This is a genomic window from Bacillus sp. FSL L8-0358 (assembly GCF_038593095.1).
Lineage (GTDB): Bacteria > Bacillota > Bacilli > Bacillales > Bacillaceae > Bacillus > Bacillus subtilis.
This window is the reverse complement of sequence record NZ_CP151962.1, coordinates 2,812,577-2,838,412: the sequence shown is the minus strand read 5'-3', so window position 1 is coordinate 2,838,412 and position 25,836 is coordinate 2,812,577. Positions and strand designations below refer to the sequence as shown.

Here is a 25,836-nt window from a genome sequence, read left to right as displayed (position 1 = left end):
GCTAAGAGGATTCTTCTAGCTCTTTTCTCATGTGCAAAATTGGCATTTGATAGATATAAGAAACGGTGTAAAATGAAAGGTAGAAACAAATTCGGAAGGTTTGAGAATGTATGGCTGACTATTGGAAAGATGTACTGCCTGTAGACCCGTATGTGGTTAAAAGCAGATCGATGCTGCAGGATATCGACAGACAAATTATTACACAACTGTACCAGCCCTTAATCGGCCCTGTTGCATTCTCTCTTTATATGACATTGTGGGGAGAGCTTGAACAAAACCGTCTGTGGGGCGGAGAGTCCACACATAGACAGCTGATGGGGATGACACAGTCCAACTTAAAAACGATCCATCAGGAACAGGGGAAGCTCGAGGGCATCGGATTGCTGAAAGTATATATGAAAGAATCCGAGCGGCAGGAGCGCCTCTTTATATATGAACTCCTTCCGCCGCTCAGACCAAATGAATTTTTTGAAGACGGAATGCTGAATGTTTTTCTGTATAATAGAGTCGGAAAAACGAAATATCAGCAATTAAAACAATTTTTTACGCACCCGGCCATTTCAGAAGATGCGAAGGACATTACGCGGCCGTTTAATCACGCGTTTGAATCGCTGCAGCCGAGTGAATGGAAGCTCACATCCGATATGGAGGAAACGGTAAGGCTTGCCGAGGGGTCCGAGTATACTTCTGTCGGACAGTCTCCGTCCTACACCATAACGGAGGATGTGTTTGATTTTGATTTGTTTTTAGCGGGACTTTCTGAGACGATGATACCGAGAAAAGCGATGACCCAGCAGGTGCGTGACACAATCAAAAAGCTTTCTTATCTGTACGGAATTGACCCTTTGCAAATGCAAAATGTTGTGATGAGCGCAATTGATGAGCGTGACGTCATTACGACGGAGGCATTAAGAAAAGCGGCGAGCGACTGGTATCAAATTGAAAGAAACGGACAGCTGCCCGATTTGGTGGAAAAAACACAGCCGGTGCATCTGCGTGAAGGCGAAAAACCGGCAGAAGAGGATTCTCTAGATGGGAAGCTGATCGCATTGCTGGAGGCGATTTCTCCGAAGAAGCTTCTGCAGGACATTGCTGACGGAACAGAGCCGTCAAAAGCTGATCTGAAGATCATAGAAGAAATTATGTTCGAACAGAAGCTCGAGCCAGGCGTCACAAATGTGTTAATTTATTATGTCATGCTGAAAACCGACATGAAGCTGTCGAAAAACTATATTCAAAAAATCGCTTCGCATTGGGCACGCAAAAAGGTAAAAACGGTCAGGGAAGCGATGAAGCTCGCAATAGAAGAAAACCGCCAATATCTTGAATGGGCTGAAGGAAAAACAAAGTCTTCGAAACGAAACCAAAAAGTGATTCGTGAAGAAAAGCTTCCTGATTGGATGACAGAAAAGGAAACAGCGTCTGATTCAGAATCCGGACAGCAGAAGCTGCATCCGCAGGATTTGGAAGAACAGAAGAAAAAGATGATGGAAGAAATGCAAAAACTGAAAAAATACTCTGCCTATTAAAGACAGAGATGCGGGGTGAAGGAATAGATGGAACCAATCGGCCGTTCCCTGCAGGGCGTAACCGGCAGGCCGGATTTCCAAAAACGTCTTGAACAAATGAAGGAAAAAGTCATGAAAGATCAAGATGTTCAAGCATTTTTAAAGGAAAACGAAGAAGTGATTGACCAAAAAATGATCGAAAAGAGCTTAAATAAGCTTTATGAATATATCGAACAAAGCAAGAATTGCTCCTATTGTTCGGAAGATGAAAACTGCAACAATTTGTTGGAGGGCTACCATCCGAAGCTTGTTGTCAATGGGCGGTCTATTGATATCGAGTATTATGAATGTCCAGTCAAACGGAAGCTCGACCAGCAGAAGAAACAAAAGTCTCTTATGAAAAGCATGTATATCCAGCAGGATCTTCTCGGAGCGACGTTCCAGCAAGTTGATATCAGTGACCCAAGCAGGCTCGCGATGTTTCAGCATGTTACAGACTTCCTGAAAAGCTATAATGAGACGGGAAAAGGGAAAGGATTATATTTATACGGGAAATTCGGGGTAGGAAAAACGTTTATGCTCGCTGCGATTGCCAATGAGCTGGCGGAAAAAGAGTATTCCTCCATGATTGTCTATGTGCCTGAATTTGTGAGAGAGCTTAAGAATTCGCTGCAAGACCAGACATTGGAAGAGAAGCTCAATATGGTAAAGACCACACCCGTATTGATGCTTGATGACATCGGAGCAGAATCAATGACAAGCTGGGTAAGGGATGAAGTCATCGGAACGGTGCTTCAGCACAGAATGTCCCAGCAGCTGCCTACTTTCTTTTCTTCTAATTTCTCACCTGACGAGCTGAAGCATCATTTTACGTATTCGCAAAGGGGGGAAAAGGAAGAAGTAAAAGCGGCAAGATTAATGGAGCGGATATTATATTTGGCTGCTCCGATCCGCCTTGACGGAGAAAACCGCCGCCATCCGTAACTGCTGCGGTTCAAAGGGGAAGGAACTGAGGGTATGAATCGAAAAACCGCTTTTAAATGGCTGGCAGTGCTGGCAGGTGCAGGTTTAATCTTTTGGGGAAATAAAATATATTTGAATGTATCGCCGAAAGAGATCAGGGTATGGGTATTGTCGTTCGGAGTCTTTGCACCTCTGATGTTTATCGGGATATCCATCGTCAGGCCACTTGTTTTATTTCCGGTGTCTGTTATTTCAATAGCTGGCGGACTTGCGTTTGGCCCGCTTCTCGGCACGTTTTATACGTTATTCGGTTCGATGTGCGCTTCAGCTGTTTCGTTTTTTGCGGCAGGTTTGTTTGCGGCGAAAAAGAACGGGCATTACGAAAGGCTTGAAGCCATACAGAAGCAAATGGAGGATAACGGATTTTTCTATATCTTTCTTTTGAGAATCCTCCCGATCAATTTTGATTTCGTCAGCTATGCGGCAGGCCTTTCCAATGTCAAAGCGCTGCCGTATTTTGCGGCGACGGCTGTAGGAATCATCCCTGGGACCATTGCGCTGAATGTTCTGGGAGCAAGCTTTTTGACTGGCAATTTGCCAGCTTTCTTTCTTGTCCTCGCTCTATATATCGTGTTTATCTCGCTGCCATTTATCTTTAGAAAGAAAATGCAAAACTTGTTCCAGGAATCAAATTAAGATTTGCCAGTGACCTTTACGTCTATTTTAAAAACATCCCCCATATACTTGTAACAGATGCCGTAAGGGGGGACAAACATGCTTGAAATAATCTTTGAAGATGACCATGATGCAGCCGCTTTTTTACATCTCATTCAGCATTCGGACGATCGGAACAATATCATTGTCCGTGAAGGCATACGAAAAATCGGGATTGAAAAAGCGAATCCGGCTTTTCCTATTCAGCGTTTTATGGAGCCGATTCTGGTCAAATTTTTTTTGGAATGCAAAGAAGACGAGCATATGCTGTCATTGATTGAGGAAACGTATTGTTTCACGGACCAGGATGAACAGCAGCAAATCCTTCAGCTCGCACACAGTATTATTGAAGGTGAAGCAGACGACCTTCCGTTTGAGCCGCTGAAGCTTTCACGGAAACAATCTATTTTGGATGAACTCCAAACGATCTGTTTAGAGGAAGGAGTATTTTACATTCGCTCCTTTCAGACCTTCCGACTTGGATCATACTATAAGCAGCTGAGAGATATTACAGAAGCAGCGATTGATGAATATAAGATGGAACAGGAATATCAAAACTTTATTCAAACACTCAGAGACTATGTAAACGCCAAACAGCCGCGAATCAAAAAAGTGCATATTGTCCATGATGGTTCCTTTACATTATGGGAGCTGCGCTATGTGCCGGAACGGGAAAAAATGAAATACATAGACAGGAGATTTGTCCGGGATCATCCTATGTATATTGATTCTCATTTGCTCGCGCCGCTGATTTCCATTGCGCCTGATGAAGTCGTGCTTTATACCGACCAGCCCGAGCACATGATGGCAAGGACCATTCAAAACGTATTTCAAGAGAGAGTGGAAATGCTCCCGCTGCACGCTTTTTCAGATGCAGAAATACCGGTGAAGCACTCGGAAGGATGAGGGCCGGCAGCCTGTTTATATAAGGCTGTCGGTTTAAAAAAAGGAAACGCGATCGTGTTGATTTTTTGGATTGAACAATTTATAATACATAGGAGATTAAGAAAGACACACGTATTGATAAGGACACGAAGGAATGATACCGGCTCAAAGAGAGGGAAGCCCTGGCTGCAAGCTTCCCAGCTAAGGACCATTCGCTTTACCGCCTTTGAACTTCAGCTGTGAACCTCTTGAAAAGGAACAGTAATGGCTGACGGGAACTCCCGTTACAGAGCTTAGAGCCGCAGGTGCCGTGTATTGGCTTTGCGGAAAAAAGGGTGGAACCACGATTCCGTTTATTCAACCTCGTCCCTTTCATAGGGGGCGGGGTTTTTATATGCAAAAAAAGGAGTGACAAAGATGTCAGATATGGTAAAAATCACATTTCCTGATGGAGCAGTCAAGGAGTTTGCGAAAGGAACAACAACAGAAGATATCGCGGCATCCATCAGTCCGGGATTAAAGAAAAAATCATTAGCCGGAAAACTGAACGGAAAAGAAATCGATTTGAGAACGCCGATCAATGAAGACGGTACAGTGGAAATCATTACAGAAGGCTCAGAAGAAGGTCTTCAAATTATGCGCCACAGTACGGCTCACTTGCTGGCTCAAGCGATTAAACGCATCTACAAGGATGTTAAATTCGGCGTCGGTCCGGTTATCGAAAACGGTTTTTACTACGATGTAGAAATGGACGAAGCGATTACACCGGAGGATCTGCCGAAAATCGAGAAAGAAATGAAAAAAATCGTTAATGCGAACCTTCCGATCGTTCGAAAAGAAGTCAGCCGTGAAGAAGCGAAAGCCCGTTTTGCGGAAATCGGCGACGACCTGAAGCTTGAACTATTGGATGCGATTCCTGAAGGAGAAACCGTTTCGATCTATGAGCAGGGCGAATTCTTTGACCTGTGCCGCGGCGTCCATGTTCCTTCAACCGGAAAAATCAAAGAATTTAAGCTGTTAAGCCTTGCTGGCGCATACTGGCGCGGCGACAGCAAAAACCAAATGCTTCAGCGCGTATATGGTACAGCTTTCTTCAAAAAAGCTGATCTTGAAGAGCATCTTCGTATGCTAGAAGAAGCGAAAGAACGCGACCACAGAAAGCTCGGCAAAGAATTAAAGCTGTTCGCGAACTCTCAAAAAGTCGGACAAGGCCTGCCGCTTTGGCTGCCAAAAGGCGCGACAATCCGCCGCGTCATCGAGCGTTACATTGTCGATAAAGAAATCAGCCTCGGCTATGAGCACGTATACACACCGGTGCTTGGCAGCAAAGAGCTGTATGAAACATCAGGGCATTGGGACCATTATCAGGAAGGCATGTTCCCTCCGATGGAAATGGACAATGAAACACTTGTATTGCGTCCGATGAACTGTCCGCACCATATGATGATTTACAAACAAGACATTCACAGTTATCGCGAGCTTCCGATTCGTATTGCGGAGCTTGGAACGATGCACCGCTATGAAATGTCAGGTGCGCTGTCAGGACTTCAACGGGTACGCGGAATGACGTTAAATGATGCACACATCTTTGTGCGCCCGGATCAAATTAAGGATGAGTTTATCCGTACAGTCCGTTTAATCCAGGATGTATATGAAGACTTCGGTTTAAGTGATTACACATTCCGTCTGTCTTACCGCGATCCGGAAGATACAGAGAAATATTTTGATGACGATGAAATGTGGAACAAAGCGCAATCCATGCTGAAAGAGGCAATGGACGAAATCGGCCACGACTATTACGAAGCAGAAGGTGAAGCGGCATTCTACGGCCCTAAACTTGATGTTCAGGTGAAAACTGCGATCGGAAAAGAAGAAACACTGTCTACGGTTCAGCTTGATTTCTTATTGCCGGAACGTTTCGACCTGACATACATCGGTGAGGACGGCAAGCAGCACCGTCCGGTTGTCATTCACAGAGGTGTCGTTTCAACAATGGAACGCTTTGTTGCCTTCTTAATCGAAGAACACAAAGGCGCGCTGCCGACATGGCTTGCACCGGTTCAGTTCCAAGTCATCCCGGTTTCTCCGGCTGTGCATTTAGACTACGCGAAAAAAGTGCAGGAACGCCTGCAGCGTGAAGGCCTGCGTGTTGAAGTCGACAGCCGCGATGAAAAAATCGGCTACAAAATCCGTGAAGCGCAAATGCAAAAAATCCCGTACATGCTGGTGGTCGGTGACCAAGAAGCAGATAACAGCGCGGTAAACGTGCGTAAATACGGAGAACAGAACTCTGAAACGATTTCTCTTGATGAGTTTGTGAAAAAGGCAGTAGCTGAAGCGAAAAAATAAAATAAAAAAGCATGATCTCATTGAAGAGATCATGCTTTTTTATTTCTCTAATATAGGAAATAAATCATGAAGGCTGCTGATGATGTAATCAGGCGTTACGTCAGTTTCGTTTTTCTTATCCGTCCGGTTGATCCAAACGGTTTTGATTCCGGCTCTTGAAGCGCCTAAAATATCAGTATTCAAATTATCGCCGACCATGATGGCATCGTCTTTTTCAATATTCATCAGCTTAAGGCAGTGTTCAAAAATTGAAACATCCGGCTTGCCCTTGCCGAATGCGCCCGAGATGACGATTTCATTGAAGTAAGGAGCGAGCTCAGGTACGCCGGCAAGCTTCTCCTTTTGCAGACTTGGATCGCCATTTGTCAAAAGCAATAATTCATACTTGCCTTTTAATTGATCGAGTACAGCAAAAGTTTCATCATATACAAACGGGTGTTTTCTGCGCTCTGCCGCAAAAAACTCTCCCAAGTATTCGCCATATGCAGGATCATCGATCCCAAGCGCTTTCAGTCCGTTTGTCCATGCATTTCTTCTGTACTCCGGCACAATCTTGTTCAGCTTTTGAAAGCCTTCACTGATTGGCTCTGAGAAATTGGACCACAATCCTTCAAACGGGTTAATGCCGATCATCACTGTATATGGATACGTCTCATATGACATGTACAATTCTCTCGCCGCTTCGCGAACAGCTGCTTCGAATTCCTCAGGGGCAAGGCCATATTTTTTCTCCGCCTGTAAGCAAGTTTCTGCAAATGTTGTTCTGACGCTTTTCTCGTCCCAAAGTAGTGTATCATCTAAATCAAAAAATACGGCTTTCATGATCTTCTCCTCTGCTTCAGATTCAAATCTTTCTGCCAAAAGGCTCATGTTTTATTTTACAATAGATAAAAGCCTTGTGAAATATGTTTTCAGACGATTTTAAAAAAACAGTCAGCCGTAAAACGAAAACATGCTAGAATGAAAACGGAAAGAACAGGTGACATGAATGATTCATTTAATGATTATGATGCTGGAGAGAGTGGGGATTATTGTTATATTAGGGTTCATTCTCGCCCATACGAAACTTTTCAGACAAGCTCTTCAGAATCAGGACGGCTATAAAGGAAAAGCGATTTTAATTTCTATTTTTTCTCTTTTCAGCATCATCAGCAATTATACAGGCATCGAAATTCAAAGAAATATGATTGTAAACAATGACTGGGTGTTTACGATAGATCCATCGGGCTCTATCGCGAATACCCGTATTTTGGGCGTGGAAATCGGGGGCCTTCTCGGAGGTCCGTTTGTAGGGGCTGGGATCGGCATACTGGCGGGCCTGCATCGTTTTTCACTTGGTGGCAGCACGGCCTTAAGCTGTGCCGTATCATCCATTTTAGCGGGTGTTCTTGCAGGCTTGATCGGCAGGTATTTTACGAAACGATATCGAATGCCGACACCGCGCATCGCCGCTCTTGTGGGAATCGGCATGGAGTCACTGCAAATGATCATTATTTTGCTGATGGCAAAGCCGTTCAGTGACGCTTGGGAGCTTGTCAGCATGATCGGAATTCCGATGATACTTATCAATGGAACAGGCAGTTTTATTTTTCTGTCTATTATTCAAGCGATCATTCGCAAGGAAGAACAGGCAAGGGCTCTCGAAACGCATCGAGTGCTGACGATTGCTGATCAGACACTTCCATTTTTTCGCCAAGGATTAAATGAAAACTCCTGTAAAAGTGTAGCGGCTATTATCCATAAGCTGACAGGAACAGATGCGGTGTCTCTCACTGACAAAGAAAAGATCCTTGCGCATGTCGGTGCGGGAATGGATCACCACATCCCATCGAAAAGCTTGATCACCGGCCTGTCCAAAAAGGTGATTAAAACAGGGCATATTATGAAGGCGATTTCGCAGGAAGAGATTGAATGCACGCATGCTGAATGCCCTTTGCACGCTGCAATTGTCCTGCCGCTGACATCGAACGGCAATACAATCGGCACCTTAAAAATGTACTTTAAAAGCCCGGCAGGCCTGAGTCAGGTAGAGGAGGAACTTGCCGAGGGGCTGGCCATGCTGTTTTCAACACAGCTTGAGCTTGGGGAAGCAGAGCTGCAAAGCAAACTTCTCAAGGATGCTGAAATTAAAGCGCTTCAAGCACAGGTGAATCCGCATTTTTTATTTAATGCGATCAACACGATTTCTGCGCTATGCCGTACAGATGTTGAAAAAACCCGTAAGCTCCTATTGCAGCTCAGTGTTTATTTTCGTTCAAACCTTCAAGGAGCGAGACAGCTGCTGATTCCGCTCTCAAAGGAGCTGAACCATCTTAACGCCTATTTGTCATTAGAACAGGCGCGTTTTCCCGGGAAATATAAAATTGAGCTTAATATCGACAGCAGACTGGAGCAAATTGATATCCCTCCGTTTGTTTTGCAGGTGCTTGTCGAGAACGCGCTTCGGCACGCGTTTCCGAAAAAACAAGACATATGCAAGGTTACAGTCTGTGTCTTATCTGATGATGCATCCGTCTATATGAAGGTGGCGGATAACGGACGCGGAATTCCGCCGGACGTCTTGTCGGAACTGGGAAAGAAACCGTTTCCGTCTAAGGAGGGAACCGGTACAGCGCTTTATAACCTAAATCAGCGGCTGATCGGTTTATTCGGACAGCAGGCTGCACTGCATATCAGCAGTGAGGTTCATAAAGGGACAGAGGTTTCCTTTCAAGTGCCAATGCAACAGATGAAAGAGGGAGAAGAACATGCTCAGGGTGTTAATAGTTGATGATGAGATGCTGGCAAGAGATGAACTGGCTTACTTGCTTAAGCGGACCAAGGAGGAAATGGAAATCAATGAAGCGGAAAATATCGAATCCGCTTTTGACCAAATGATGGATCAAAAACCTGATTTGCTGTTTTTAGATGTTGATTTATCCGGAGAAAACGGTTTTGATATCGCAAAGCGATTGAAAAAAATGAAGCATCCTCCTGCTGTTGTGTTTGCGACAGCGTATGACCAGTATGCGCTCAAAGCGTTTGAGGTGGACGCTCTTGATTATTTAACCAAGCCTTTCGATGAAGAAAGAATTCAGCAAACGCTGAAAAAATATAAAAAAGTCAATCGGGATATTGTAGAAACAGAGCAAAACAGCCATGCTGGCCAGCACAAGCTCGCGCTATCTGTGGGGGAATCGATTGTGATTGTGGATACGAAGGACATTATCTATGCCGGAACAGAAGATGGTCATGTCAATGTAAAAACCTTCGATCATTCTTATACGGTCAGCGATACACTCGTTGTGATTGAGAAAAAGCTGCCGGATTCTGATTTTATCCGCGTCCATCGGAGCTTTGTCGTGAATACCGAATATATTAAAGAAATTCAGCCATGGTTTAATTCAACGTATAATCTGATCATGAAAGACGGATCGAAAATACCGGTCAGCCGGACATATGCGAAGGAATTGAAAAAGCTGCTCCATATTTGATGGGCGGCTTTTTGCATTTCAGCCATTTGATTCTGCAACTCAGACCCGCTATTCGGCAAGTTATCTTGTAAGCGCTTTATAACAGGGAATTCTTATTTATAATGAGGGTACCAAAGAGAAAGAGGTGAAGAAAATGAGTGCTAAAAAAGTGTACGGGTTTTTAACACAAGCATTTATTTTTGCCGTCATTATGCTGGTTTCGAATATGATTGCCGCTATTGTCCCAATACCTATCCCGGCATCGGTTGTAGGGTTGGTCTTATTATTTCTCCTATTATGTTTGAAAGTCATTAAACTGGAACAAGTGGAAACGCTCGGAACGTCTTTAACCTCTCTGATCGGATTTTTATTTGTTCCGTCAGGTATATCTGTTATGAATTCGCTTGGTGTGATGCAGCAATACGGCCTGCAAATTGTTCTTGTCATTCTGCTCGCAACGATTATTTTGCTGGGGGCTACGGGATTGTTTTCTCAGCTGATTCTTTCGCTGAGCGGAAAACGCAAAACCGCAGCGGACATGAAAACAAAAACAGTGCAAAGCCCGCAGAACAATAACGAACTCGTTCACCATTAAGGGAAACAGGAGGTTCTTCACATGGAAAGCACAATGAGTCCTTATTTTGGGATTGTCGTATCACTTGCTGCATTCGGCATCGGCACCTTTTTATTTAAGAAAACGAAAGGCTTCTTCCTTTTCACTCCTTTGTTTGTTGCCATGGTGCTGGGGATCGCATTTTTAAAAATCGGCGGTTTTTCCTACGCGGATTATAATAACGGGGGAGAGATCATTAAGTTTTTCCTTGAACCGGCAACGATCGCATTTGCAATTCCTTTGTACAAACAAAGAGATAAGCTTAAAAAATACTGGTGGCAAATCATGGCCTCCATTATTGCCGGCTCTATCTGCTCTGTCACGATTGTTTATTTGCTCGCTAAAGGCATTCATCTCGATTCGGCCGTAATGAAAAGCATGCTTCCGCAGGCGGCTACAACGGCAATTGCGCTTCCTTTATCAAAAGGCATCGGGGGCATCAGCGACATCACAGCCTTTGCGGTCATCTTTAACGCTGTCATCGTATATGCGCTCGGAGCTTTGTTCTTGAAGGTGTTTAAAGTGAAAAATCCGATTTCTAAAGGATTGGCTCTTGGAACATCCGGACATGCACTTGGTGTAGCGGTCGGGATTGAGATGGGAGAAGTTGAAGCTGCTATGGCAAGCATTGCTGTTGTCGTAGTAGGAGTGGTAACGGTTCTGGTCATCCCAGTGTTCGTGCAGCTGATCGGAGGATAAGCCAAGGCTGAATGCCATGGCTTTTTTTATTTTATGGTGCGTCTTCGGGATCGATATACCCTTGTTTAATGCCCCATTCTACTTGATCGTCATGCCACTTTTTTCGTTCTTCATAACCATAACCATCGTCATCAGGAAGCTCTGAAGCTGGCTGTTGAATGGTTTTATCTGTCTGACTCGAGGAAGATGGTGGATTTTTACTATTAGATGAGGGTGCCTCGGTCTGCTGCCGTTGTGCCTGTGATTGCCGCTTTTTCTCAGCGTTCGCTTTCTGCTCTTTTTTGATTGCTGCCTGCCGCTGTCTTTCAAGTTCAGCTTGTCTTTTTGCTTCCGCTAATCGCTGATTCTCTGCCGCCTGCTGGTCTGCTAATCGCTGTCTCTCCGCTTTTTCCTCCTGCTGTTTCTTTCGTTTCGCCTCCCGTTCTTTTTCAAGCTTTTTCTCGGCGGCGATTTGTCTTTGCTTTTCAGCTTCTTCTTTTGCCTTCCGTTTTCCTAACTCAGTAGCGAGTGGACTCTCGAACTTCATGTCTAATGAAACGGGTTTTAGTTTTTTTAGCTCTTTCTCCAGCTCCTTTTGAGGAAATGCTGCAGTTGTCTTAACAGTTTCGACTTTTGATTCGGAAGATGTGCTGCTATTCGAGCAACCGGTTAATATCAATGTGAAAAATAAAGCAAGCTGTATCAGTTTGTTCATGTGTCAGGCTCCCTTCTGCTTCTTATATCGGTCAGAGATTAACTTTGTTTTACATTTCTTCCTGTCGGTGGTTTTGTTGTAAATTGCGAAATAAGGGGGGAATTGTTGGCTCTTTGCATTCTGGGTGGGGATGAAAGATTTTCTTTTTCTCTCTTGCGCTCATAGAAAACCCATGTTACAATGTAAAAGTTGTTCCGGATAAGTCGTCCTTGACTAAAGATCCGGTATTGTGTAGAATAGTTATTGAATTGAATATAAATCACAAGCAGAAGCACCCGCTTCTCACCTGATTGACACATGCATGTAGTTGGCAGGTTGACCGTACATTTTTATTGATACAGATGTTCGTAGTGTGGGTGTTTTATAATGCCCACACTTTTTGTTTGCCTGCAAAATGCATTCAAAATGAGTTGTGAATCAATTCGAAGAAACTATGGAGGTGGCTCATTATTAGCAAAGATCAATTGGTTAATGAGGGTATCCGTGCACGTGAGGTCCGTTTAATCGGACAAAATGGCGACCAGCTTGGAATCAAGTCCCGTCAGGAAGCACTTGAAATCGCCGGCCGCGCAAATCTTGACCTTGTGTTAGTTGCAGCGAATGCAAAACCGCCTGTCTGCCGAATCATGGACTACGGTAAGTTCCGATTTGAGCAGCAGAAAAAGGAAAAAGAAGCACGCAAGAATCAAAAAATCATTAACTTAAAAGAAGTTCGGTTAAGTCCGACAATCGATGAGCATGACTTTAACACGAAATTGCGCAATGCGATTAAATTCCTTGAAAAAGGCGATAAAGTGAAAGCTTCTATCCGCTTTAAAGGACGCGCAATCACTCATAAAGAAATCGGTCAGCGTGTATTAGACCGTTTCTCCGAAGCATGTGCTGAGGTTGCGACAGTCGAAACAAAACCAAAAATGGACGGCCGCAGCATGTTCTTAATGCTCGCACCGAAAAACGAAAAGCAATAAGGAGGAAATCCCATGCCAAAAATGAAAACTCACCGCGGATCTGCTAAACGTTTTAAAAAGACAGGTTCTGGGAAGTTAAAACGTTCTCACGCGTACACAAGTCACTTATTCGCCAACAAATCTCAAAAGCAAAAGCGTAAGCTTCGCAAGAGTGCTGTTGTAAGCGCAGGAGACTTCAAACGTATCAAACAAATGCTTGCTAACATCAAGTAATCGGATAAGGAACAATTAGGAGGGAAATTCAATGCCAAGAGTAAAAGGCGGAACTGTTACACGTAAGCGTCGTAAAAAGGTTCTTAAATTAGCAAAAGGTTATTTCGGTTCAAAACATACATTATACAAAGTAGCTAACCAGCAGGTCATGAAATCTGGAAACTATGCTTTCCGTGACCGTCGTCAGAAAAAACGTGATTTCCGTAAACTTTGGATCACTCGTATCAACGCAGCTGCTCGCATGAACGGCCTTTCTTACAGCCGTTTAATGCACGGTCTTAAGCTTTCTGGTATCGAAGTAAACCGTAAAATGCTTGCTGATCTTGCTGTAAACGATCTTACTGCATTCAATCAGCTTGCTGATGCTGCTAAAGCTCAATTAAACAAGTAATCATATAGAGCCGCTCTCCAGCAGAGCGGCTTTTTCTATATAAAGGATGAGGCAACATGATTATTGCAGCTTATTTGGTGTTGATTAATCTGTGCGGTTTTTGGGTGATGGGCATTGACAAACGCAAAGCGCAGCAGCACAAGTGGAGAATTTCTGAAGACCGGCTGTGGCTGATGGCCATCGTGTTTGGAGCGCTCGGTGTCTGGCTTGGCATGCAAACCTTCAGACATAAAACGAAACACGCTTCTTTTAAGTATGGAGTACCGCTTCTTCTGGTAATTGAAGCGATTCTCATCGCTATTTACTATAGCCCGTTTGATTTATAAAAAGCAGAAAAGCGTTTAACGCTCTTCTGCTTTTTTTGCGAGTTTAATGGGCTGGTCCCAGTCAATCTTACAATTTGGATATCGTTCCAGCACTTTTTCTTCAATGTTCTCAAAATCTTTTGCAGAGAAATGTTTCAGCTTCTCAGGAGATTCTGTCCAGACAAAGATCGTGTGAATAAACAGCGGATGATCCTTGGAAGGAATATGCTTTTCTCCCTCAAAAAGCACGCCTTTATACGTCAGCTGAAAATTCTTCCGGGTATTGTTTTGTTCATCAATAATATAAAAATGTTCTTTTGATTGGGCCAGCTTAAGCCTTCTCTTAGGATTCGCGACATATTTGACCACGGCATAAATACAATAAGCAAAAAGTGCAAGCAAAATAATCCTTAGAACCATGACAAACATTGTGTGAAGGCACCTCCCTTATTGTGATGATCTGATGTAATACGAAAAGCATAGAAAAAGGTTTCACTTTTTCTAAAAGAAAGCTGTAAAAACATATACCCGATTTTCAAGTGAAATAGTCGTATGGTTAGCGCCATGTTTTGTATAATAAGAATGCAGGACTGATGAAGGAGGGTTTGGAACATGGCAAAATTAGATGAAACATTGACCATGCTGAAAGATTTAACAGATGCAAAAGGCATACCGGGCAATGAAAGAGAAGTAAGGCAAGTGATGAAATCATACATAGAACCATTTGCTGATGAGGTGACAACAGATCGCCTGGGCAGTTTAATTGCCAAAAAAACTGGTGCAGAAAACGGCCCGAAAATTATGATCGCCGGACATTTGGATGAAGTCGGCTTTATGGTGACACAAATCACAGATAAAGGCTTTATCCGTTTTCAAACCGTTGGCGGCTGGTGGGCTCAGGTTATGCTTGCCCAGCGCGTCACCATTGTCACAAAAAAAGGAGAAATCACAGGGGTTATCGGATCTAAGCCGCCTCATATTTTGTCTCCTGAAGCAAGAAAAAAATCAGTGGAAATAAAAGACATGTTTATTGATATCGGAGCTTCAAGCCGGGAAGAAGCCTTGGAGTGGGGTGTACTTCCGGGAGATATGATCGTTCCGCATTTTGAATTTACGGTCATGAACAATGAAAAATTCCTACTCGCAAAGGCCTGGGACAACCGCATCGGCTGTGCGATTGCAATTGATGTGTTAAGAAACTTACAAAACACAGACCATCCAAATATAGTGTATGGCGTCGGAACCGTGCAGGAGGAAGTCGGCCTGAGGGGAGCGAAAACGGCTGCACACACCATTCAGCCTGATATTGCGTTTGGTGTTGATGTAGGGATAGCAGGAGACACGCCTGGCATTTCCGAGAAGGAAGCGCAGAGCAAAATGGGCAAAGGCCCGCAGATTATCGTTTACGATGCATCCATGGTCTCTCACAAAGGTTTGCGCGATGCAGTTGTAGCCACTGCGGAGGAAGCCGGCATTCCGTACCAATTTGATGCCATTGCCGGCGGCGGAACTGATTCGGGTGCCATCCATTTGACGGCAAATGGCGTTCCTGCGCTGTCCATTACTATTGCAACCCGCTACATTCATACGCACGCGGCCATGCTGCATCGTGATGATTATGAAAACGCGGTAAAGTTAATTACAGAAGTCATTAAGAAGTTAGACCGAAAAACGGTTGACGAAATTACGTACCGATAAAAAGATACGGAAGAATCCGCCTATTGAGGCGGATTCTATTTTTTTGTCTGTACAAATTACAGCATAGTGACTACAATAAAGAGGATACCGAAAATTTCCTGAACATGACGATATACGAGACGCAGCTCGATTTGACAGGAAGGGAGGGTAAACAATCTAATTTGTAAGCGCTCTCTAATATAAAGGAGGTTGAACAACATTGAAAAAGAAAAAAACATGGAAACGCTTCTTACACTTTTCGAGTGCCGCTCTGGCTGCAGGTTTGATATTTACTTCCGCTGCTCCTGCAGAGGCAGCATTTTGGGGTGCATCCAATGAGCTCCTTCATGATCCGACTATGATTAAAGAGGGGAGCTCATGGTATGCGCTCGGAACAGGGCTTACGGAAGAACGGGGACTGCGGGTGTTGAAGTCTTCAGACGCTAAAAATTGGACCGTACAAAAATCGATTTTTAGCACACCGCTATCGTGGTGGTCCAATTATGTGCCGAATTACGAGCCAAACCAATGGGCGCCGGACATCCAATACTATAACGGAAAGTACTGGCTGTATTATTCTGTTTCTACTTTTGGAAGCAATACATCTGCCATTGGCCTGGCATCTTCCACAAGCATTAGTTCGGGGAGCTGGAAGGACGAGGGCTTGGTGATTCGTTCGACAAGCTCAAATAATTATAACGCCATTGATCCGGAGCTGACATTCGACAAGGATGGCAACCCGTGGCTCGCGTTTGGCTCGTTTTGGACCGGCATTAAGCTGACCAAGCTTGATAAGAATACGATGAAGCCTACTGGCTCGCTCTATTCGATTGCAGCCAGACCGAATAATGGCGATGCCTTAGAAGCTCCTACTCTTACGTATCAAAATGGTTACTACTATTTAATGGTTTCATTTGATAAATGCTGTGCTGGAGTGAACAGTACGTACAAAATTGCTTACGGAAGATCTAAAAACATTACAGGCCCTTATCTTGATAAAAGCGGAAAAAGCATGCTCGAAGGCGGAGGCACCATTTTGGATTCGGGCAATGACCAATGGAAAGGACCTGGAGGCCAGGATATTGTAAATGGAAACATTCTTGTTCGCCATGCCTATGATGCCAATAACAACGGCATTCCGAAGCTTCTTATCAATGATTTGAATTGGAGCTCGGGCTGGCCGTCCTATTGAATCAAAAAGCCGGGGGGAGAGCCCGGCTTTTTTTAAAAGAAAAGATTGACAGTATAATAGTCAATTACTATAATGAAATTGTTCGTACAAATATTTATTTATAGGTTTATTATCTATCATTAGTACGTATCTTTTATAATTGAAAGCGTTTTATTTTATGAGAAAGGGGCAGTTTACATGCTTCAGACAAAGGATTATGAATTCTGGTTTGTGACAGGAAGCCAGCACCTATACGGGGAAGAGACGCTGGAACTGGTAGATCAGCATGCTAAAAGCATTTGTGAGGGGCTCAGCGGGGTTTCTTCCAGATATAAAATCATTCATAAGCCCGTCGTCACTTCACCGGAAACCATCAGAGAGCTGTTAAGAGAAGCGGAGTACAGTGAGACATGCGCTGGCATCATTACATGGATGCACACATTTTCCCCTGCAAAAATGTGGATAGAAGGCCTTTCCTCTTATCAAAAACCGCTTATGCATTTGCATACCCAATATAATCGCGATATCCCGTGGGGTACGATTGACATGGATTTTATGAACAGCAACCAATCCGCGCATGGCGATCGAGAGTACGGTTACATCAACTCGAGAATGGGGCTTAGCCGAAAAGTCATTGCCGGCTATTGGGATGATGAAGAAGTGAAAAAAGAAATGTCCCAGTGGATGGATACGGCGGCTGCATTAAATGAAAGCAGACATATTAAGGTTGCCAGATTTGGAGATAACATGCGTCATGTCGCGGTAACGGACGGAGACAAGGTGGGAGCGCATATTCAATTTGGCTGGCAGGTTGACGGATATGGCATCGGGGATCTTGTTGAAGTGATGGATCGCATTACGGACGACGAGGTTGACACGCTTTATGCGGAGTATGACAGACTATATGTGATCAGTGAGGAAACAAAACGTGACGAAGCAAAGGTAGCGTCCATTAAAGAACAGGCGAAAATTGAACTTGGCTTAACCGCTTTTCTTGAGCAAGGCGGATACACAGCGTTTACGACATCGTTTGAAGTGCTGCACGGAATGAAACAGCTGCCGGGACTTGCCGTTCAGCGCCTGATGGAGAAAGGCTACGGGTTTGCCGGTGAAGGAGATTGGAAGACAGCGGCCCTTGTACGGATGATGAAAATCATGGCTAAAGGAAAAAGAACTTCCTTCATGGAAGATTACACGTACCATTTTGAACCGGGAAATGAAATGATTCTGGGCTCTCACATGCTTGAAGTGTGTCCGACTGTCGCTTTGGATCAGCCGAAAATCGAGGTTCATCCGCTTTCGATTGGCGGCAAAGAAGACCCTGCGCGTTTTGTATTTAACGGCATCAGCGGTTCTGCCATTCAAGCTAGCATTGTTGATATTGGCGGGCGTTTCCGCCTTGTGCTGAATGAAGTCAACGGCCAGGAAATTGAAAAAGACATGCCGAATTTACCGGTTGCCCGTGTTCTCTGGAAGCCGGAGCCGTCATTGAAAACAGCAGCGGAGGCATGGATTTTAGCCGGCGGTGCACACCATACCTGCCTGTCTTATGAACTGACAGCGGAGCAAATGCTTGATTGGGCGGAAATGGCGGGGATCGAAAGTGTTCTCATTTCCCGTGATACGACAATTCATAAACTGAAACACGAGTTAAAATGGAACGAGGCGCTTTACCGGCTTCAAAAGTAGAGGGGGATGTCACATGGCTTACACAATAGGGGTTGATTTTGGAACTTTATCAGGAAGAGCGGTGCTCGTTCATGTCCAAACAGGGGAGGAACTTGCGGCTGCTGTAAAAGAATACAGGCATGCTGTCATTGATACCATCCTTCCAAAAACGGGTCAAAAGCTGCCGCGCGACTGGGCGCTGCAGCACCCTGCTGATTACCTCGAAGTCTTGGAAACAACCATTCCGTCTTTACTCGAACAGACGGGCGTTGAACGGAAAGACATTATCGGGATTGGAATTGATTTCACGGCATGTACGATCCTTCCTATTGACAGCAGCGGGCAGCCGTTATGCATGCTGCCTGAATATGAAGAGGAGCCGCACAGCTATGTGAAGCTCTGGAAGCATCATGCGGCCCAAAAACATGCTGATCGGCTCAATCAAATCGCGGAAGAAGAAGGAGAGGCTTTTTTACAGCGGTACGGAGGAAAAATTTCATCAGAATGGATGATTCCAAAGGTCATGCAAATTGCCGAGGAAGCGCCTCACATTTATGAAGCGGCTGACCGGATCATCGAGGCTGCGGACTGGATCGTGTACCAGCTGTGCGGCTCGCTCAAGCGAAGCAATTGTACCGCAGGGTATAAAGCGATGTGGAGTGAAAAAGCGGGGTATCCGTCAGATGATTTCTTTGAGAAATTAAATCCTTCAATGAAAACGATTACAAAGGACAAATTGTCAGGTTCTATTCATTCAGTAGGAGAAAAAGCCGGCAGTCTGACTGAAAAAATGGCAAAGCTGACAGGGCTTCTCCCGGGAACGGCTGTTGCGGTTGCCAATGTGGACGCTCATGTTTCCGTACCGGCGGTCGGCATTACAGAGCCAGGGAAAATGCTGATGATTATGGGAACCTCAACGTGCCATGTTCTTCTTGGTGAAGAGGTGCATATCGTTCCAGGTATGTGCGGCGTTGTGGACAACGGAATTCTCCCGGGCTATGCGGGATATGAAGCCGGGCAGTCCTGTGTCGGCGATCATTTTGACTGGTTTGTGAAAACATGTGTCCCGCCAGCTTATCAAGAGGAAGCAAAGGAAAAAAACATTGGCGTTCATGAGCTGCTGAGTGAGAAAGCAAACCATCAAGCGCCAGGTGAAAGCGGCCTGCTTGCTTTAGATTGGTGGAATGGAAACCGTTCAACTCTTGTTGATGCAGATTTAACAGGGATGCTGCTTGGAATGACACTGCTGACGAAGCCTGAAGAGATTTATAGAGCGTTAGTTGAGGCGACAGCTTACGGAACCCGGATGATTATCGAAACATTCAAAGAAAGCGGTGTTCCGATTGAGGAACTGTTCGCAGCCGGCGGAATAGCTGAGAAAAACCCGTTTGTCATGCAGATTTATGCGGATGTGACAAACATGGACATTAAAATCTCTGGTTCACCGCAAGCCCCAGCCTTAGGATCTGCCATTTTCGGCGCGCTTGCAGCAGGCAAAGAAAAAGGCGGCTACGATGACATCAAAGAGGCAGCGGCGAACATGGGAAAACTGAAAGATATAACTTATACGCCAAATGCCGAAAACGCCGCGGTTTATGAAAAATTGTACGCTGAATATAAAGAGCTGGTTCATTATTTCGGAAAAGAAAACCATGTCATGAAACGTCTGAAAACGATCAAAAATCTTCAATTTTCATCTGCCGCCAAAAAGAATTGATAAAGGGTGATGGAGCATGCTTGAAACATTAAAAAAGGAAGTGCTGACTGCCAACCTGAAGCTTCAAGAGCATCAGCTGGTAACCTTTACGTGGGGAAATGTTAGCGGTATTGACCGTGAAAAAGAAAGAATTGTCATCAAACCTAGCGGAGTCGAATACAGCGACCTGACAGCAGATGACTTGGTTGTTTTGAACCTTGATGGAGAGGTCGTCGAAGGCTCGCTTAAGCCTTCTTCAGATACACCTACCCATGTTTATTTATATAAAGCCTTTCCGAATATCGGGGGAATTGTCCATACCCATTCTCAATGGGCGACAAGCTGGGCGCAATCGGGCAGAGACATCCCTCCGTTAGGCACGACCCATGCTGATTATTTTGACAGTGCGATTCCATGTACTCGAGAAATGTACGATGAAGAAATCATTCATGACTACGAACTGAATACAGGAAAAGTCATAGCGGAAACCTTTCAGCATCATAACTACGAACAGGTGCCGGGTGTGCTCGTGAATAATCACGGACCGTTCTGCTGGGGCACTGACGCCTTAAATGCCATTCATAACGCAGTTGTATTAGAAACGGTTGCCGAAATGGCCTATCACTCCATTATGCTGAACAAGGATGTAACCCCAATCAATACAGTCCTGCATGAAAAGCATTTTTATCGAAAACACGGAGCAAATGCGTATTATGGCCAGTCATGATACGCCTGTGTCACCAGCCGGCATTCTGATTGACTTGGACGGTACTGTATTCAGAGGAAATGAGTTGATCGAAGGAGCAAGAGAAGCGATCAAAACGCTTAGGAGAATGGGAAAGAAAATCGTCTTTTTAAGCAACCGGGGGAATATCTCCCGTGCCATGTGCAGAAAAAAACTTCTTGGCGCGGGGATTGAAACGGACGTAAACGACATTGTTCTGTCATCAAGCGTGACAGCGGCTTTTCTGAAAAAACATTATCGTTTTTCAAAGGTATGGGTGCTTGGGGAGCAAGGCTTGGTTGACGAGCTGAGGCTGGCCGGTGTGCAGCACGCGAACGAACCGAAGGAAGCGGATTGGCTCGTGATCTCCCTTCATGAAACGGTCACGTACGAAGATTTAAATCAAGCCTTTCAAGCAGCTGCCGGCGGCGCTCGTATTATTGCTACAAACAAAGACCGCTCTTTTCCGAACGAAGACGGAAATGCCATTGATGTGGCTGGAATGATTGGGGCGATAGAGGCTTCCGCACAAGCGAAGACTGAACTTGTTGTCGGTAAGCCGTCATGGCTGATGGCGGAGGCTGCCTGTACAGCAATGGGGCTGTCCGCACATGAATGCATGATTATAGGAGACAGCATTGAATCTGACATTGCGATGGGGAAGCTTTATGGCATGAAAAGCGCCTTAGTGCTTACTGGTTCTGCGAAACAGGGCGAACAGCGTTTGTACACACCAGATTATGTGCTGGATTCTATTAAGGATGTAACCAAATTGGCTGAGGAGGGGATTCTGATATGAATCGTATCGCAGCTGACGTTCAGCGTGCTTTTGAACACGCCGGAGAAAAGACGTTTCCTATAAAAGTTGAAGAAATTGTTCTCGGTAAACAAGCAGCTGATTCGCTTTTGAATTATGTAAAACGAAAAAACAATAAAAATATTGTCCTTGTCTGCGACGCGAATACACACCGCATTGCAGGAATTGATCTGGAAAATCAGCTAAATCAAGAAGGATTTCAGGCCGAGTGCCTGATCATTCCAGAAAATGAAGCCGGAGATGTGACAGCTGATGAACGATCGCTCATTCATGTGCTGATCCATACGAAACAAACAACGGATGTCATGATCGCAGTTGGTTCGGGCACGATTCATGATATCGTCCGCTTTGCGGCGTTTCAAAGAGATTTGCCGTTTATTTCTTATCCGACTGCTCCATCTGTAGACGGTTTTACATCAGCAGGGGCGCCGATTATTTTATACGGTACGAAAACAACCATTCAAACGAAGGCCCCTTCTGCACTGTTCGCTGATCTGGATCTATTAAAAGCGGCACCCCAGTCAATGGTGGCGGCTGGGTTTGGTGACATGCTCGGTAAAATAACGTCTTTAGCAGATTGGGAAATATCCCGGCATCTTGCCGGCGAGCCTTATTCGCCAGCAGGAGCTAAGATTGTTCAGGAGGCGCTTGCTGCCTGCATTGAACACACAGAAGACATTGCGATGAAAACGGAAACAGGCATACAGGTTTTGATGGAGTCTTTAATCGTATCGGGGCTTGTCATGCTGGCATTAGATCATTCCCGCCCGGCATCAGGCGGAGAACATCATATTTCACATTGGATTGAGATGGAATTAATGGAGAAAAAACGGCCACAGATTCTTCATGGGGCAAAGGTGGGCTGTGCAGCTGTTTTATTAACTGACACATACAGAAAGCTTGCTAAGGATGACGGGCTCAACGAATTTTCACCGAGCCGGCGGCAAGCCATCCAATCGGCTTATCAAACTCTCCCGGAAGGAGAAGTGCTGGCTGATTGGCTGAGATCAGCCGGAGGCCCTGCGTATTTTGACGAAATCGGTGTCGGGCAGGATTCCGTCAAGAATGCCTTCAGACACGCGCACACCTTAAGAGACCGCTGCACCGGATTAAGAATCATTAATGAAAACAAAACGCTGATCAACCATGGTCTATATGAATAGCCCGCACCTCGAATGGAAGGGGTAACGCAGATGAAAAAAATGACTGTCTGTTTTCTTGTGCTCATGATGCTGCTGACATTAGTCATTGCTGGGTGTTCAGCAGAAAGATCATCCGGGAAGTCGGGTGAAACCGAGCTGACCTTTTGGACATTTAACGGACTTCATGAGCAGTTCTATGTAGAAATGGTGAAGGAATGGAATGAAAAATATCCTGACCGCAAAATTAAGCTGAATACGGTCGTTTATCCGTATGGACAAATGCACGATAACTTGTCTATCTCCTTAATTGCAGGAGAAGGCGTCCCTGATATTGCCGATGTCGAATTGGCCCGTTTTTCAAACTTTTTGAAGGGCTCTGACATACCGCTTGCCGACTTGACTCCGCTGATTGAAAAGGACCGCGATAAATTCGTTGAGGCGCGGCTGACCCTGTACAGCAAAAACGGCAAGCTTTACGGACTCGATACGCATGTAGGAACAACAGTCATGTTTTATAACATGGATGTTATGAAGAAAGCCGGCGTCAATCCTGACGATATTAAAACATGGGATGATTACCATAAAGCCGGACAGAAAGTGCGCAAAGTGACCGGGAAGCCGATGGGAACGGTGGAAACAAATGATTCCGGAACGTTCTTATCTATGATTTCACAGCAAAACTCAGGCTATTTTGATAAAAACGGCAAGCTGATCCTCAATAATGACACCAACGTAAAAACACTTCAATATTTAAAAGACATGATCAATGATAAAACGATGATTCCTGCGCCGGGCGGCGGGCATCACAGTGAAGAATACTACGGCTTTATGAACCAAGGAGGAGCTGCTTCAGTCCTCATGCCGATTTGGTATATGGGAAGATTTATCGATTATATGCCTGATCTGAAAGGGAAGATTGCCATCAGGCCGCTCCCGGCATGGAAAGAGGGAGGCGACCGCTCGGCAGGTTTGGGCGGTACGGCAACCGTTGTGCCGAAGCAAGCCAAGCATGTTGAGTTAGCAAAAGAGTTTTTAGCCTTTGCGAAGGGCTCTAAAGAAGGAAACAAAAAGCTCTGGAGCGTACTTGGGTTTGACCCGCTTCGCTGGGATGTTTGGAGCTCCAAGGAATTGAAAGAGAAAAACAAATACACGGATTACTTCCAAAACGGAACAGGCATTTTTTCCGTGCTGCTCGATATCAAGGATGAAATCAATCCGATTTATTTACATGAGGATTTTGCCAAGGCTTCAGACCTTGTCAACAGAAGCGTGTTGTTCGACGCACTTAAATCTCAGCAAAAAACGCCTAAACAGGCCTTGGACAGAGCGGCAGGTGAACTGAAACAGAAATAGAATCCCATTCAAAAAGTGAAAGCGGGGAGGTTCTCATGAAACCTGTGAAAACAGGAACGGTTCATCCCGTTCCTTCAGCTGCGAAACAATCAGGCTGGCGAGATCTATTTTATTCAAAAAAAGCGGCGCCCTATCTGTTTACAGCGCCATTCGTTTTATCCTTTCTCGTATTTTTTCTATACCCCATCATTAGTGTCTTCATCATGAGCTTCCAAAGAATTTTGCCGGGAGAGGTGTCCTTTGTCGGATTGACTAATTATACAGCGCTAAACAACCCGACGTTCTATACCGCCCTTTGGAATACGCTGGAATACACCTTTTGGACGCTGATCGTGCTGATTCCTGTCCCATTGCTTCTGGCCATATTCCTGAATTCAAAGCTGGTCAAATTTAGAAATATATTTAAATCAGCGCTATTCATCCCGGCATTGACCTCCACCATTGTAGCGGGGATCATTTTTCGGCTGATCTTCGGAGAAATGGAAACGTCTCTGGCCAATTCCATCCTACTCAAACTCGGCTTTTCACCTCAGAACTGGATGAACAATGAACATACCGGCATGTTTTTGATGGTGCTGCTTGCTTCATGGAGATGGATGGGAATCAACATCCTTTACTTTTTAGCCGGTTTGCAAAATGTGCCGAAAGAGCTGTACGAAGCCGCTGATATAGACGGCGCGAATACAATGAAAAAATTTCTGCACATCACGCTGCCGTTTCTTAAGCCTGTAACCGTATATGTACTGACCATCAGCATCATCGGCGGATTCAGGATGTTTGAGGAAAGCTACGTCCTTTGGCAGAATAATTCCCCGGGTAATATTGGTCTGACGCTTGTCGGATATTTGTATCAGCAGGGGCTTGCCTACAACGAAATGGGGTACGGAGCGGCCATCGGCATCGTGCTTTTGATTGTGATCCTTGTTGTCAGCCTGATTTCATTAAAGCTGTCAGGCTCGTTTAAGGGGGAGGGATAAATGTTGCGGCACAGTCCTCAGTTCAGCGTTTATAGAATTGCGCTAACCCTGTTTTTTATTATGCTGAGCCTATTGTATCTTTTTCCGATTTTCTGTTTGCTTTTAGGATCATTAAAGCCGTCATCTGAGCTTTTGCGTGTGGGGCTCAATCTTGACATTGATCCTAAAGTAATGAGTCTTGATAATTATACATTTCTGTTTAACGGCGGAAGCATTTATTTCAAATGGTTTTTTAACAGTCTTGTACTTGGGCTTTTCACAACCGTGCTCACCCTGTTTTTTTCTTCGATGATCGGGTACGGGCTTGCGGTTTATGATTTTAAGGGCAGAAACATCATCTTTGTTCTTGTGCTGATTATCATGATGGTTCCGCTGGAAGTGATGATGCTTCCACTGTTTAAGCTTACCGTCGGACTGCACTTGATCGATTCATATACGGGTGTCATATTGCCGTTTATCGTTTCACCTGTTGCCGTTTTCTTTTTCAGGCAATATGCTCTTGGCCTTCCAAGAGATCTGCTGGACTCTGCAAGAATGGACGGCTGTACGGAATTCGGCATCTTTTTCAGGATTATGGCACCGCTGATGAAACCGGCTTTCGGCGCGATGATTATCCTTCAGTCCTTAAACAGCTGGAACAACTTCTTGTGGCCGCTGATTGTGCTTCGGTCGAAAGAAATGTTTACGCTTCCAATAGGGCTGTCCAGCTTGCTGAGCCCTTATGGAAATAATTACGACATGCTTATATCCGGCTCAGTATTTGCGATTTTGCCGGTGATTATCATTTTCTTGTTTTTCCAAAAGTACTTTATCTCCGGCCTGACGGTAGGGGGAGTCAAAGGTTAATGAAGGAGGAA

At 44.9% G+C, this 25,836-nt stretch carries 26 protein-coding genes and 1 other annotated feature; of the genes, 23 read left to right on the top strand and 3 right to left on the bottom strand.

Going from position 1 to position 25,836, the window contains the following annotated elements; translation table 11 throughout:
- Window positions 1-110: 110 nt before the first annotated feature.
- The 5 genes from dnaB (at window position 111) to thrS (ending at window position 6,419) form a co-directional block, all read left to right on the top strand.
- Entirely contained in the window at window positions 111-1,529 is a 1,419-nt protein-coding gene (gene dnaB / locus NYE49_RS14650) for a replication initiation membrane attachment protein DnaB (RefSeq protein ID WP_015251489.1), read from the top strand.
- Window positions 1,530-1,556: 27 nt separating this feature from the next.
- Window positions 1,557-2,492 carry a primosomal protein DnaI gene (dnaI, locus tag NYE49_RS14645; protein WP_014480531.1) on the top strand — a complete coding sequence of 312 codons (936 nt, stop codon included), beginning with the start codon at window positions 1,557-1,559 and terminating at the stop codon, window positions 2,490-2,492.
- A gap of 33 nt (window positions 2,493-2,525) precedes the next feature.
- Window positions 2,526-3,167, top strand: coding sequence for a TVP38/TMEM64 family protein (locus NYE49_RS14640; RefSeq protein ID WP_015384338.1), 642 nt, complete (start codon window positions 2,526-2,528; stop codon window positions 3,165-3,167).
- A 78-nt stretch (window positions 3,168-3,245) separates the two neighbouring features.
- On the top strand, window positions 3,246-4,091 hold the full coding sequence (gene ytxC / locus NYE49_RS14635; RefSeq protein ID WP_015384337.1) for a putative sporulation protein YtxC: 846 nt from the start codon (window positions 3,246-3,248) through the stop codon (window positions 4,089-4,091).
- Window positions 4,092-4,487: 396 nt separating this feature from the next.
- Window positions 4,488-6,419 carry a threonine--tRNA ligase gene (thrS, locus tag NYE49_RS14630; protein ID WP_047183007.1) on the top strand — a complete coding sequence of 644 codons (1,932 nt, stop codon included), beginning with the start codon at window positions 4,488-4,490 and terminating at the stop codon, window positions 6,417-6,419.
- Window positions 6,420-6,458: 39 nt separating this feature from the next.
- Here the strand turns inward: thrS and NYE49_RS14625 are convergent, their stop codons facing one another.
- Window positions 6,459-7,241 carry an HAD family hydrolase gene (locus NYE49_RS14625; protein ID WP_047183006.1) on the bottom strand — a complete coding sequence of 261 codons (783 nt, stop codon included), beginning with the start codon at window positions 7,239-7,241 and terminating at the stop codon, window positions 6,459-6,461.
- Between the two features lie 166 nt (window positions 7,242-7,407).
- Between NYE49_RS14625 and lytS the strand changes: the two genes are divergently transcribed.
- The 4 genes from lytS to lrgB all read left to right on the top strand — a co-directional run bounded on the left by lytS (window position 7,408) and on the right by lrgB (window position 11,183).
- Entirely contained in the window at window positions 7,408-9,189 is a 1,782-nt protein-coding gene (lytS, locus tag NYE49_RS14620) for a two-component system sensor histidine kinase LytS (RefSeq protein ID WP_015384334.1), read from the top strand.
- The gene (lytT, locus tag NYE49_RS14615; protein ID WP_047183005.1) at window positions 9,167-9,892 is read left to right on the top strand and encodes a two-component system response regulator LytT; all 726 of its coding nucleotides are present in this window, start codon (window positions 9,167-9,169) and stop codon (window positions 9,890-9,892) included. Before lytS ends, lytT begins: the two co-directional genes overlap by 23 nt.
- Before the next feature lie 133 nt (window positions 9,893-10,025).
- Window positions 10,026-10,466 carry an antiholin-like murein hydrolase modulator LrgA gene (gene lrgA, locus NYE49_RS14610; protein WP_014477620.1) on the top strand — a complete coding sequence of 147 codons (441 nt, stop codon included), beginning with the start codon at window positions 10,026-10,028 and terminating at the stop codon, window positions 10,464-10,466.
- Between the two features lie 21 nt (window positions 10,467-10,487).
- Window positions 10,488-11,183: an antiholin-like protein LrgB gene (lrgB, locus tag NYE49_RS14605; protein ID WP_003229482.1), complete on the top strand. Its 696-nt coding sequence runs from the start codon at window positions 10,488-10,490 to the stop codon at window positions 11,181-11,183.
- 31 nt (window positions 11,184-11,214) lie between these two features.
- Here lrgB and NYE49_RS14600 read toward each other — a convergent pair whose 3' ends face one another.
- Window positions 11,215-11,877 (bottom strand): hypothetical protein, encoded by a 663-nt coding sequence (locus tag NYE49_RS14600; protein ID WP_047183004.1) that lies wholly within the window; start codon window positions 11,875-11,877, stop codon window positions 11,215-11,217.
- 257 nt (window positions 11,878-12,134) lie between these two features.
- Window positions 12,135-12,265: a sequence feature (ribosomal protein L20 leader region), on the top strand.
- Between the two features lie 58 nt (window positions 12,266-12,323).
- Here NYE49_RS14600 and infC point away from each other — a divergent pair.
- From infC to NYE49_RS14580, 4 genes are read left to right on the top strand one after another with little or no spacing between them, the layout of a single operon-like run.
- Window positions 12,324-12,845, top strand: coding sequence for a translation initiation factor IF-3 (gene infC, locus NYE49_RS14595; protein WP_010886591.1), 522 nt, complete (start codon window positions 12,324-12,326; stop codon window positions 12,843-12,845).
- A 12-nt stretch (window positions 12,846-12,857) separates the two neighbouring features.
- Window positions 12,858-13,058, top strand: a complete 201-nt coding sequence (rpmI, locus tag NYE49_RS14590; protein ID WP_003222418.1) for a 50S ribosomal protein L35 — start codon at window positions 12,858-12,860, stop codon at window positions 13,056-13,058.
- A 31-nt stretch (window positions 13,059-13,089) separates the two neighbouring features.
- The gene (rplT, locus tag NYE49_RS14585; protein WP_003222420.1) at window positions 13,090-13,449 is read left to right on the top strand and encodes a 50S ribosomal protein L20; all 360 of its coding nucleotides are present in this window, start codon (window positions 13,090-13,092) and stop codon (window positions 13,447-13,449) included.
- 56 nt (window positions 13,450-13,505) lie between these two features.
- Window positions 13,506-13,775 (top strand): DUF1294 domain-containing protein, encoded by a 270-nt coding sequence (locus NYE49_RS14580; RefSeq protein WP_047183003.1) that lies wholly within the window; start codon window positions 13,506-13,508, stop codon window positions 13,773-13,775.
- A 15-nt stretch (window positions 13,776-13,790) separates the two neighbouring features.
- Here NYE49_RS14580 and ysdB read toward each other — a convergent pair whose 3' ends face one another.
- Complete coding sequence (gene ysdB / locus NYE49_RS14575; protein ID WP_003229493.1) at window positions 13,791-14,183, bottom strand: sigma W pathway protein YsdB; 393 nt, start codon at window positions 14,181-14,183, stop codon at window positions 13,791-13,793.
- A gap of 183 nt (window positions 14,184-14,366) precedes the next feature.
- Here ysdB and NYE49_RS14570 point away from each other — a divergent pair, with 183 nt between their 5' ends.
- The 10 genes from NYE49_RS14570 to araQ all read left to right on the top strand — a co-directional run bounded on the left by NYE49_RS14570 (window position 14,367) and on the right by araQ (window position 25,825).
- Complete coding sequence (locus NYE49_RS14570; protein WP_015483545.1) at window positions 14,367-15,452, top strand: M42 family metallopeptidase; 1,086 nt, start codon at window positions 14,367-14,369, stop codon at window positions 15,450-15,452.
- Window positions 15,453-15,651: 199 nt separating this feature from the next.
- Complete coding sequence (abnA, locus tag NYE49_RS14565) at window positions 15,652-16,623, top strand: arabinan endo-1,5-alpha-L-arabinosidase AbnA (protein WP_015384330.1); 972 nt, start codon at window positions 15,652-15,654, stop codon at window positions 16,621-16,623.
- A gap of 177 nt (window positions 16,624-16,800) precedes the next feature.
- Window positions 16,801-18,291, top strand: coding sequence for an L-arabinose isomerase (araA, locus tag NYE49_RS14560; protein WP_047183002.1), 1,491 nt, complete (start codon window positions 16,801-16,803; stop codon window positions 18,289-18,291).
- Between the two features lie 13 nt (window positions 18,292-18,304).
- Window positions 18,305-19,987, top strand: a complete 1,683-nt coding sequence (gene araB / locus NYE49_RS14555) for a ribulokinase (protein ID WP_047183001.1) — start codon at window positions 18,305-18,307, stop codon at window positions 19,985-19,987.
- Window positions 19,988-20,003: 16 nt separating this feature from the next.
- On the top strand, window positions 20,004-20,693 hold the full coding sequence (araD, locus tag NYE49_RS14550) for an L-ribulose-5-phosphate 4-epimerase (protein WP_015384326.1): 690 nt from the start codon (window positions 20,004-20,006) through the stop codon (window positions 20,691-20,693).
- Window positions 20,671-21,489: a sugar-phosphatase AraL gene (araL, locus tag NYE49_RS14545; RefSeq protein ID WP_080344279.1), complete on the top strand. Its 819-nt coding sequence runs from the start codon at window positions 20,671-20,673 to the stop codon at window positions 21,487-21,489. Before araD ends, araL begins: the two co-directional genes overlap by 23 nt.
- Complete coding sequence (gene egsA, locus NYE49_RS14540; protein WP_174616773.1) at window positions 21,486-22,670, top strand: sn-glycerol-1-phosphate dehydrogenase; 1,185 nt, start codon at window positions 21,486-21,488, stop codon at window positions 22,668-22,670. The genes araL and egsA overlap by 4 nt, the downstream gene beginning before the upstream one ends.
- Before the next feature lie 30 nt (window positions 22,671-22,700).
- Window positions 22,701-24,002, top strand: coding sequence for an ABC transporter substrate-binding protein (locus tag NYE49_RS14535; protein WP_047182999.1), 1,302 nt, complete (start codon window positions 22,701-22,703; stop codon window positions 24,000-24,002).
- Between the two features lie 35 nt (window positions 24,003-24,037).
- Window positions 24,038-24,979, top strand: coding sequence for a sugar ABC transporter permease (locus NYE49_RS14530; protein WP_047182998.1), 942 nt, complete (start codon window positions 24,038-24,040; stop codon window positions 24,977-24,979).
- Window positions 24,980-25,825 (top strand): arabinose ABC transporter permease AraQ, encoded by an 846-nt coding sequence (araQ, locus tag NYE49_RS14525; protein WP_015251504.1) that lies wholly within the window; start codon window positions 24,980-24,982, stop codon window positions 25,823-25,825.
- Window positions 25,826-25,836 lie beyond the last annotated feature (11 nt).

What these genes read in the sequence shown, in the direction of transcription:
- lrgA (WP_014477620.1), top strand. Translation starts at nt 10,026, where the DNA reads ATGAGTGCTAAAAAAGTGTACGGGTTTTTAACACAAGCATTTATTTTT.
- dnaI (WP_014480531.1), top strand. Translation starts at nt 1,557, where the DNA reads ATGGAACCAATCGGCCGTTCCCTGCAGGGCGTAACCGGCAGGCCGGAT.
- thrS (WP_047183007.1), top strand. Translation starts at nt 4,488, where the DNA reads ATGTCAGATATGGTAAAAATCACATTTCCTGATGGAGCAGTCAAGGAG.
- NYE49_RS14535 (WP_047182999.1), top strand. Translation starts at nt 22,701, where the DNA reads ATGAAAAAAATGACTGTCTGTTTTCTTGTGCTCATGATGCTGCTGACA.
- araL (WP_080344279.1), top strand. Translation starts at nt 20,671, where the DNA reads ATGCGTATTATGGCCAGTCATGATACGCCTGTGTCACCAGCCGGCATT.
- lrgB (WP_003229482.1), top strand. Translation starts at nt 10,488, where the DNA reads ATGGAAAGCACAATGAGTCCTTATTTTGGGATTGTCGTATCACTTGCT.
- rpmI (WP_003222418.1), top strand. Translation starts at nt 12,858, where the DNA reads ATGCCAAAAATGAAAACTCACCGCGGATCTGCTAAACGTTTTAAAAAG.
- NYE49_RS14570 (WP_015483545.1), top strand. Translation starts at nt 14,367, where the DNA reads ATGGCAAAATTAGATGAAACATTGACCATGCTGAAAGATTTAACAGAT.
- lytT (WP_047183005.1), top strand. Translation starts at nt 9,167, where the DNA reads ATGCTCAGGGTGTTAATAGTTGATGATGAGATGCTGGCAAGAGATGAA.
- lytS (WP_015384334.1), top strand. Translation starts at nt 7,408, where the DNA reads ATGATTCATTTAATGATTATGATGCTGGAGAGAGTGGGGATTATTGTT.
- rplT (WP_003222420.1), top strand. Translation starts at nt 13,090, where the DNA reads ATGCCAAGAGTAAAAGGCGGAACTGTTACACGTAAGCGTCGTAAAAAG.
- araB (WP_047183001.1), top strand. Translation starts at nt 18,305, where the DNA reads ATGGCTTACACAATAGGGGTTGATTTTGGAACTTTATCAGGAAGAGCG.
- NYE49_RS14625 (WP_047183006.1), bottom strand. Translation starts at nt 7,241, where the DNA reads ATGAAAGCCGTATTTTTTGATTTAGATGATACACTACTTTGGGACGAG.
- NYE49_RS14530 (WP_047182998.1), top strand. Translation starts at nt 24,038, where the DNA reads ATGAAACCTGTGAAAACAGGAACGGTTCATCCCGTTCCTTCAGCTGCG.
- araA (WP_047183002.1), top strand. Translation starts at nt 16,801, where the DNA reads ATGCTTCAGACAAAGGATTATGAATTCTGGTTTGTGACAGGAAGCCAG.
- ysdB (WP_003229493.1), bottom strand. Translation starts at nt 14,183, where the DNA reads ATGTTTGTCATGGTTCTAAGGATTATTTTGCTTGCACTTTTTGCTTAT.
- dnaB (WP_015251489.1), top strand. Translation starts at nt 111, where the DNA reads ATGGCTGACTATTGGAAAGATGTACTGCCTGTAGACCCGTATGTGGTT.
- NYE49_RS14640 (WP_015384338.1), top strand. Translation starts at nt 2,526, where the DNA reads ATGAATCGAAAAACCGCTTTTAAATGGCTGGCAGTGCTGGCAGGTGCA.
- NYE49_RS14600 (WP_047183004.1), bottom strand. Translation starts at nt 11,877, where the DNA reads ATGAACAAACTGATACAGCTTGCTTTATTTTTCACATTGATATTAACC.
- araQ (WP_015251504.1), top strand. Translation starts at nt 24,980, where the DNA reads ATGTTGCGGCACAGTCCTCAGTTCAGCGTTTATAGAATTGCGCTAACC.
- egsA (WP_174616773.1), top strand. Translation starts at nt 21,486, where the DNA reads ATGAATCGTATCGCAGCTGACGTTCAGCGTGCTTTTGAACACGCCGGA.
- NYE49_RS14580 (WP_047183003.1), top strand. Translation starts at nt 13,506, where the DNA reads ATGATTATTGCAGCTTATTTGGTGTTGATTAATCTGTGCGGTTTTTGG.
- ytxC (WP_015384337.1), top strand. Translation starts at nt 3,246, where the DNA reads ATGCTTGAAATAATCTTTGAAGATGACCATGATGCAGCCGCTTTTTTA.
- araD (WP_015384326.1), top strand. Translation starts at nt 20,004, where the DNA reads ATGCTTGAAACATTAAAAAAGGAAGTGCTGACTGCCAACCTGAAGCTT.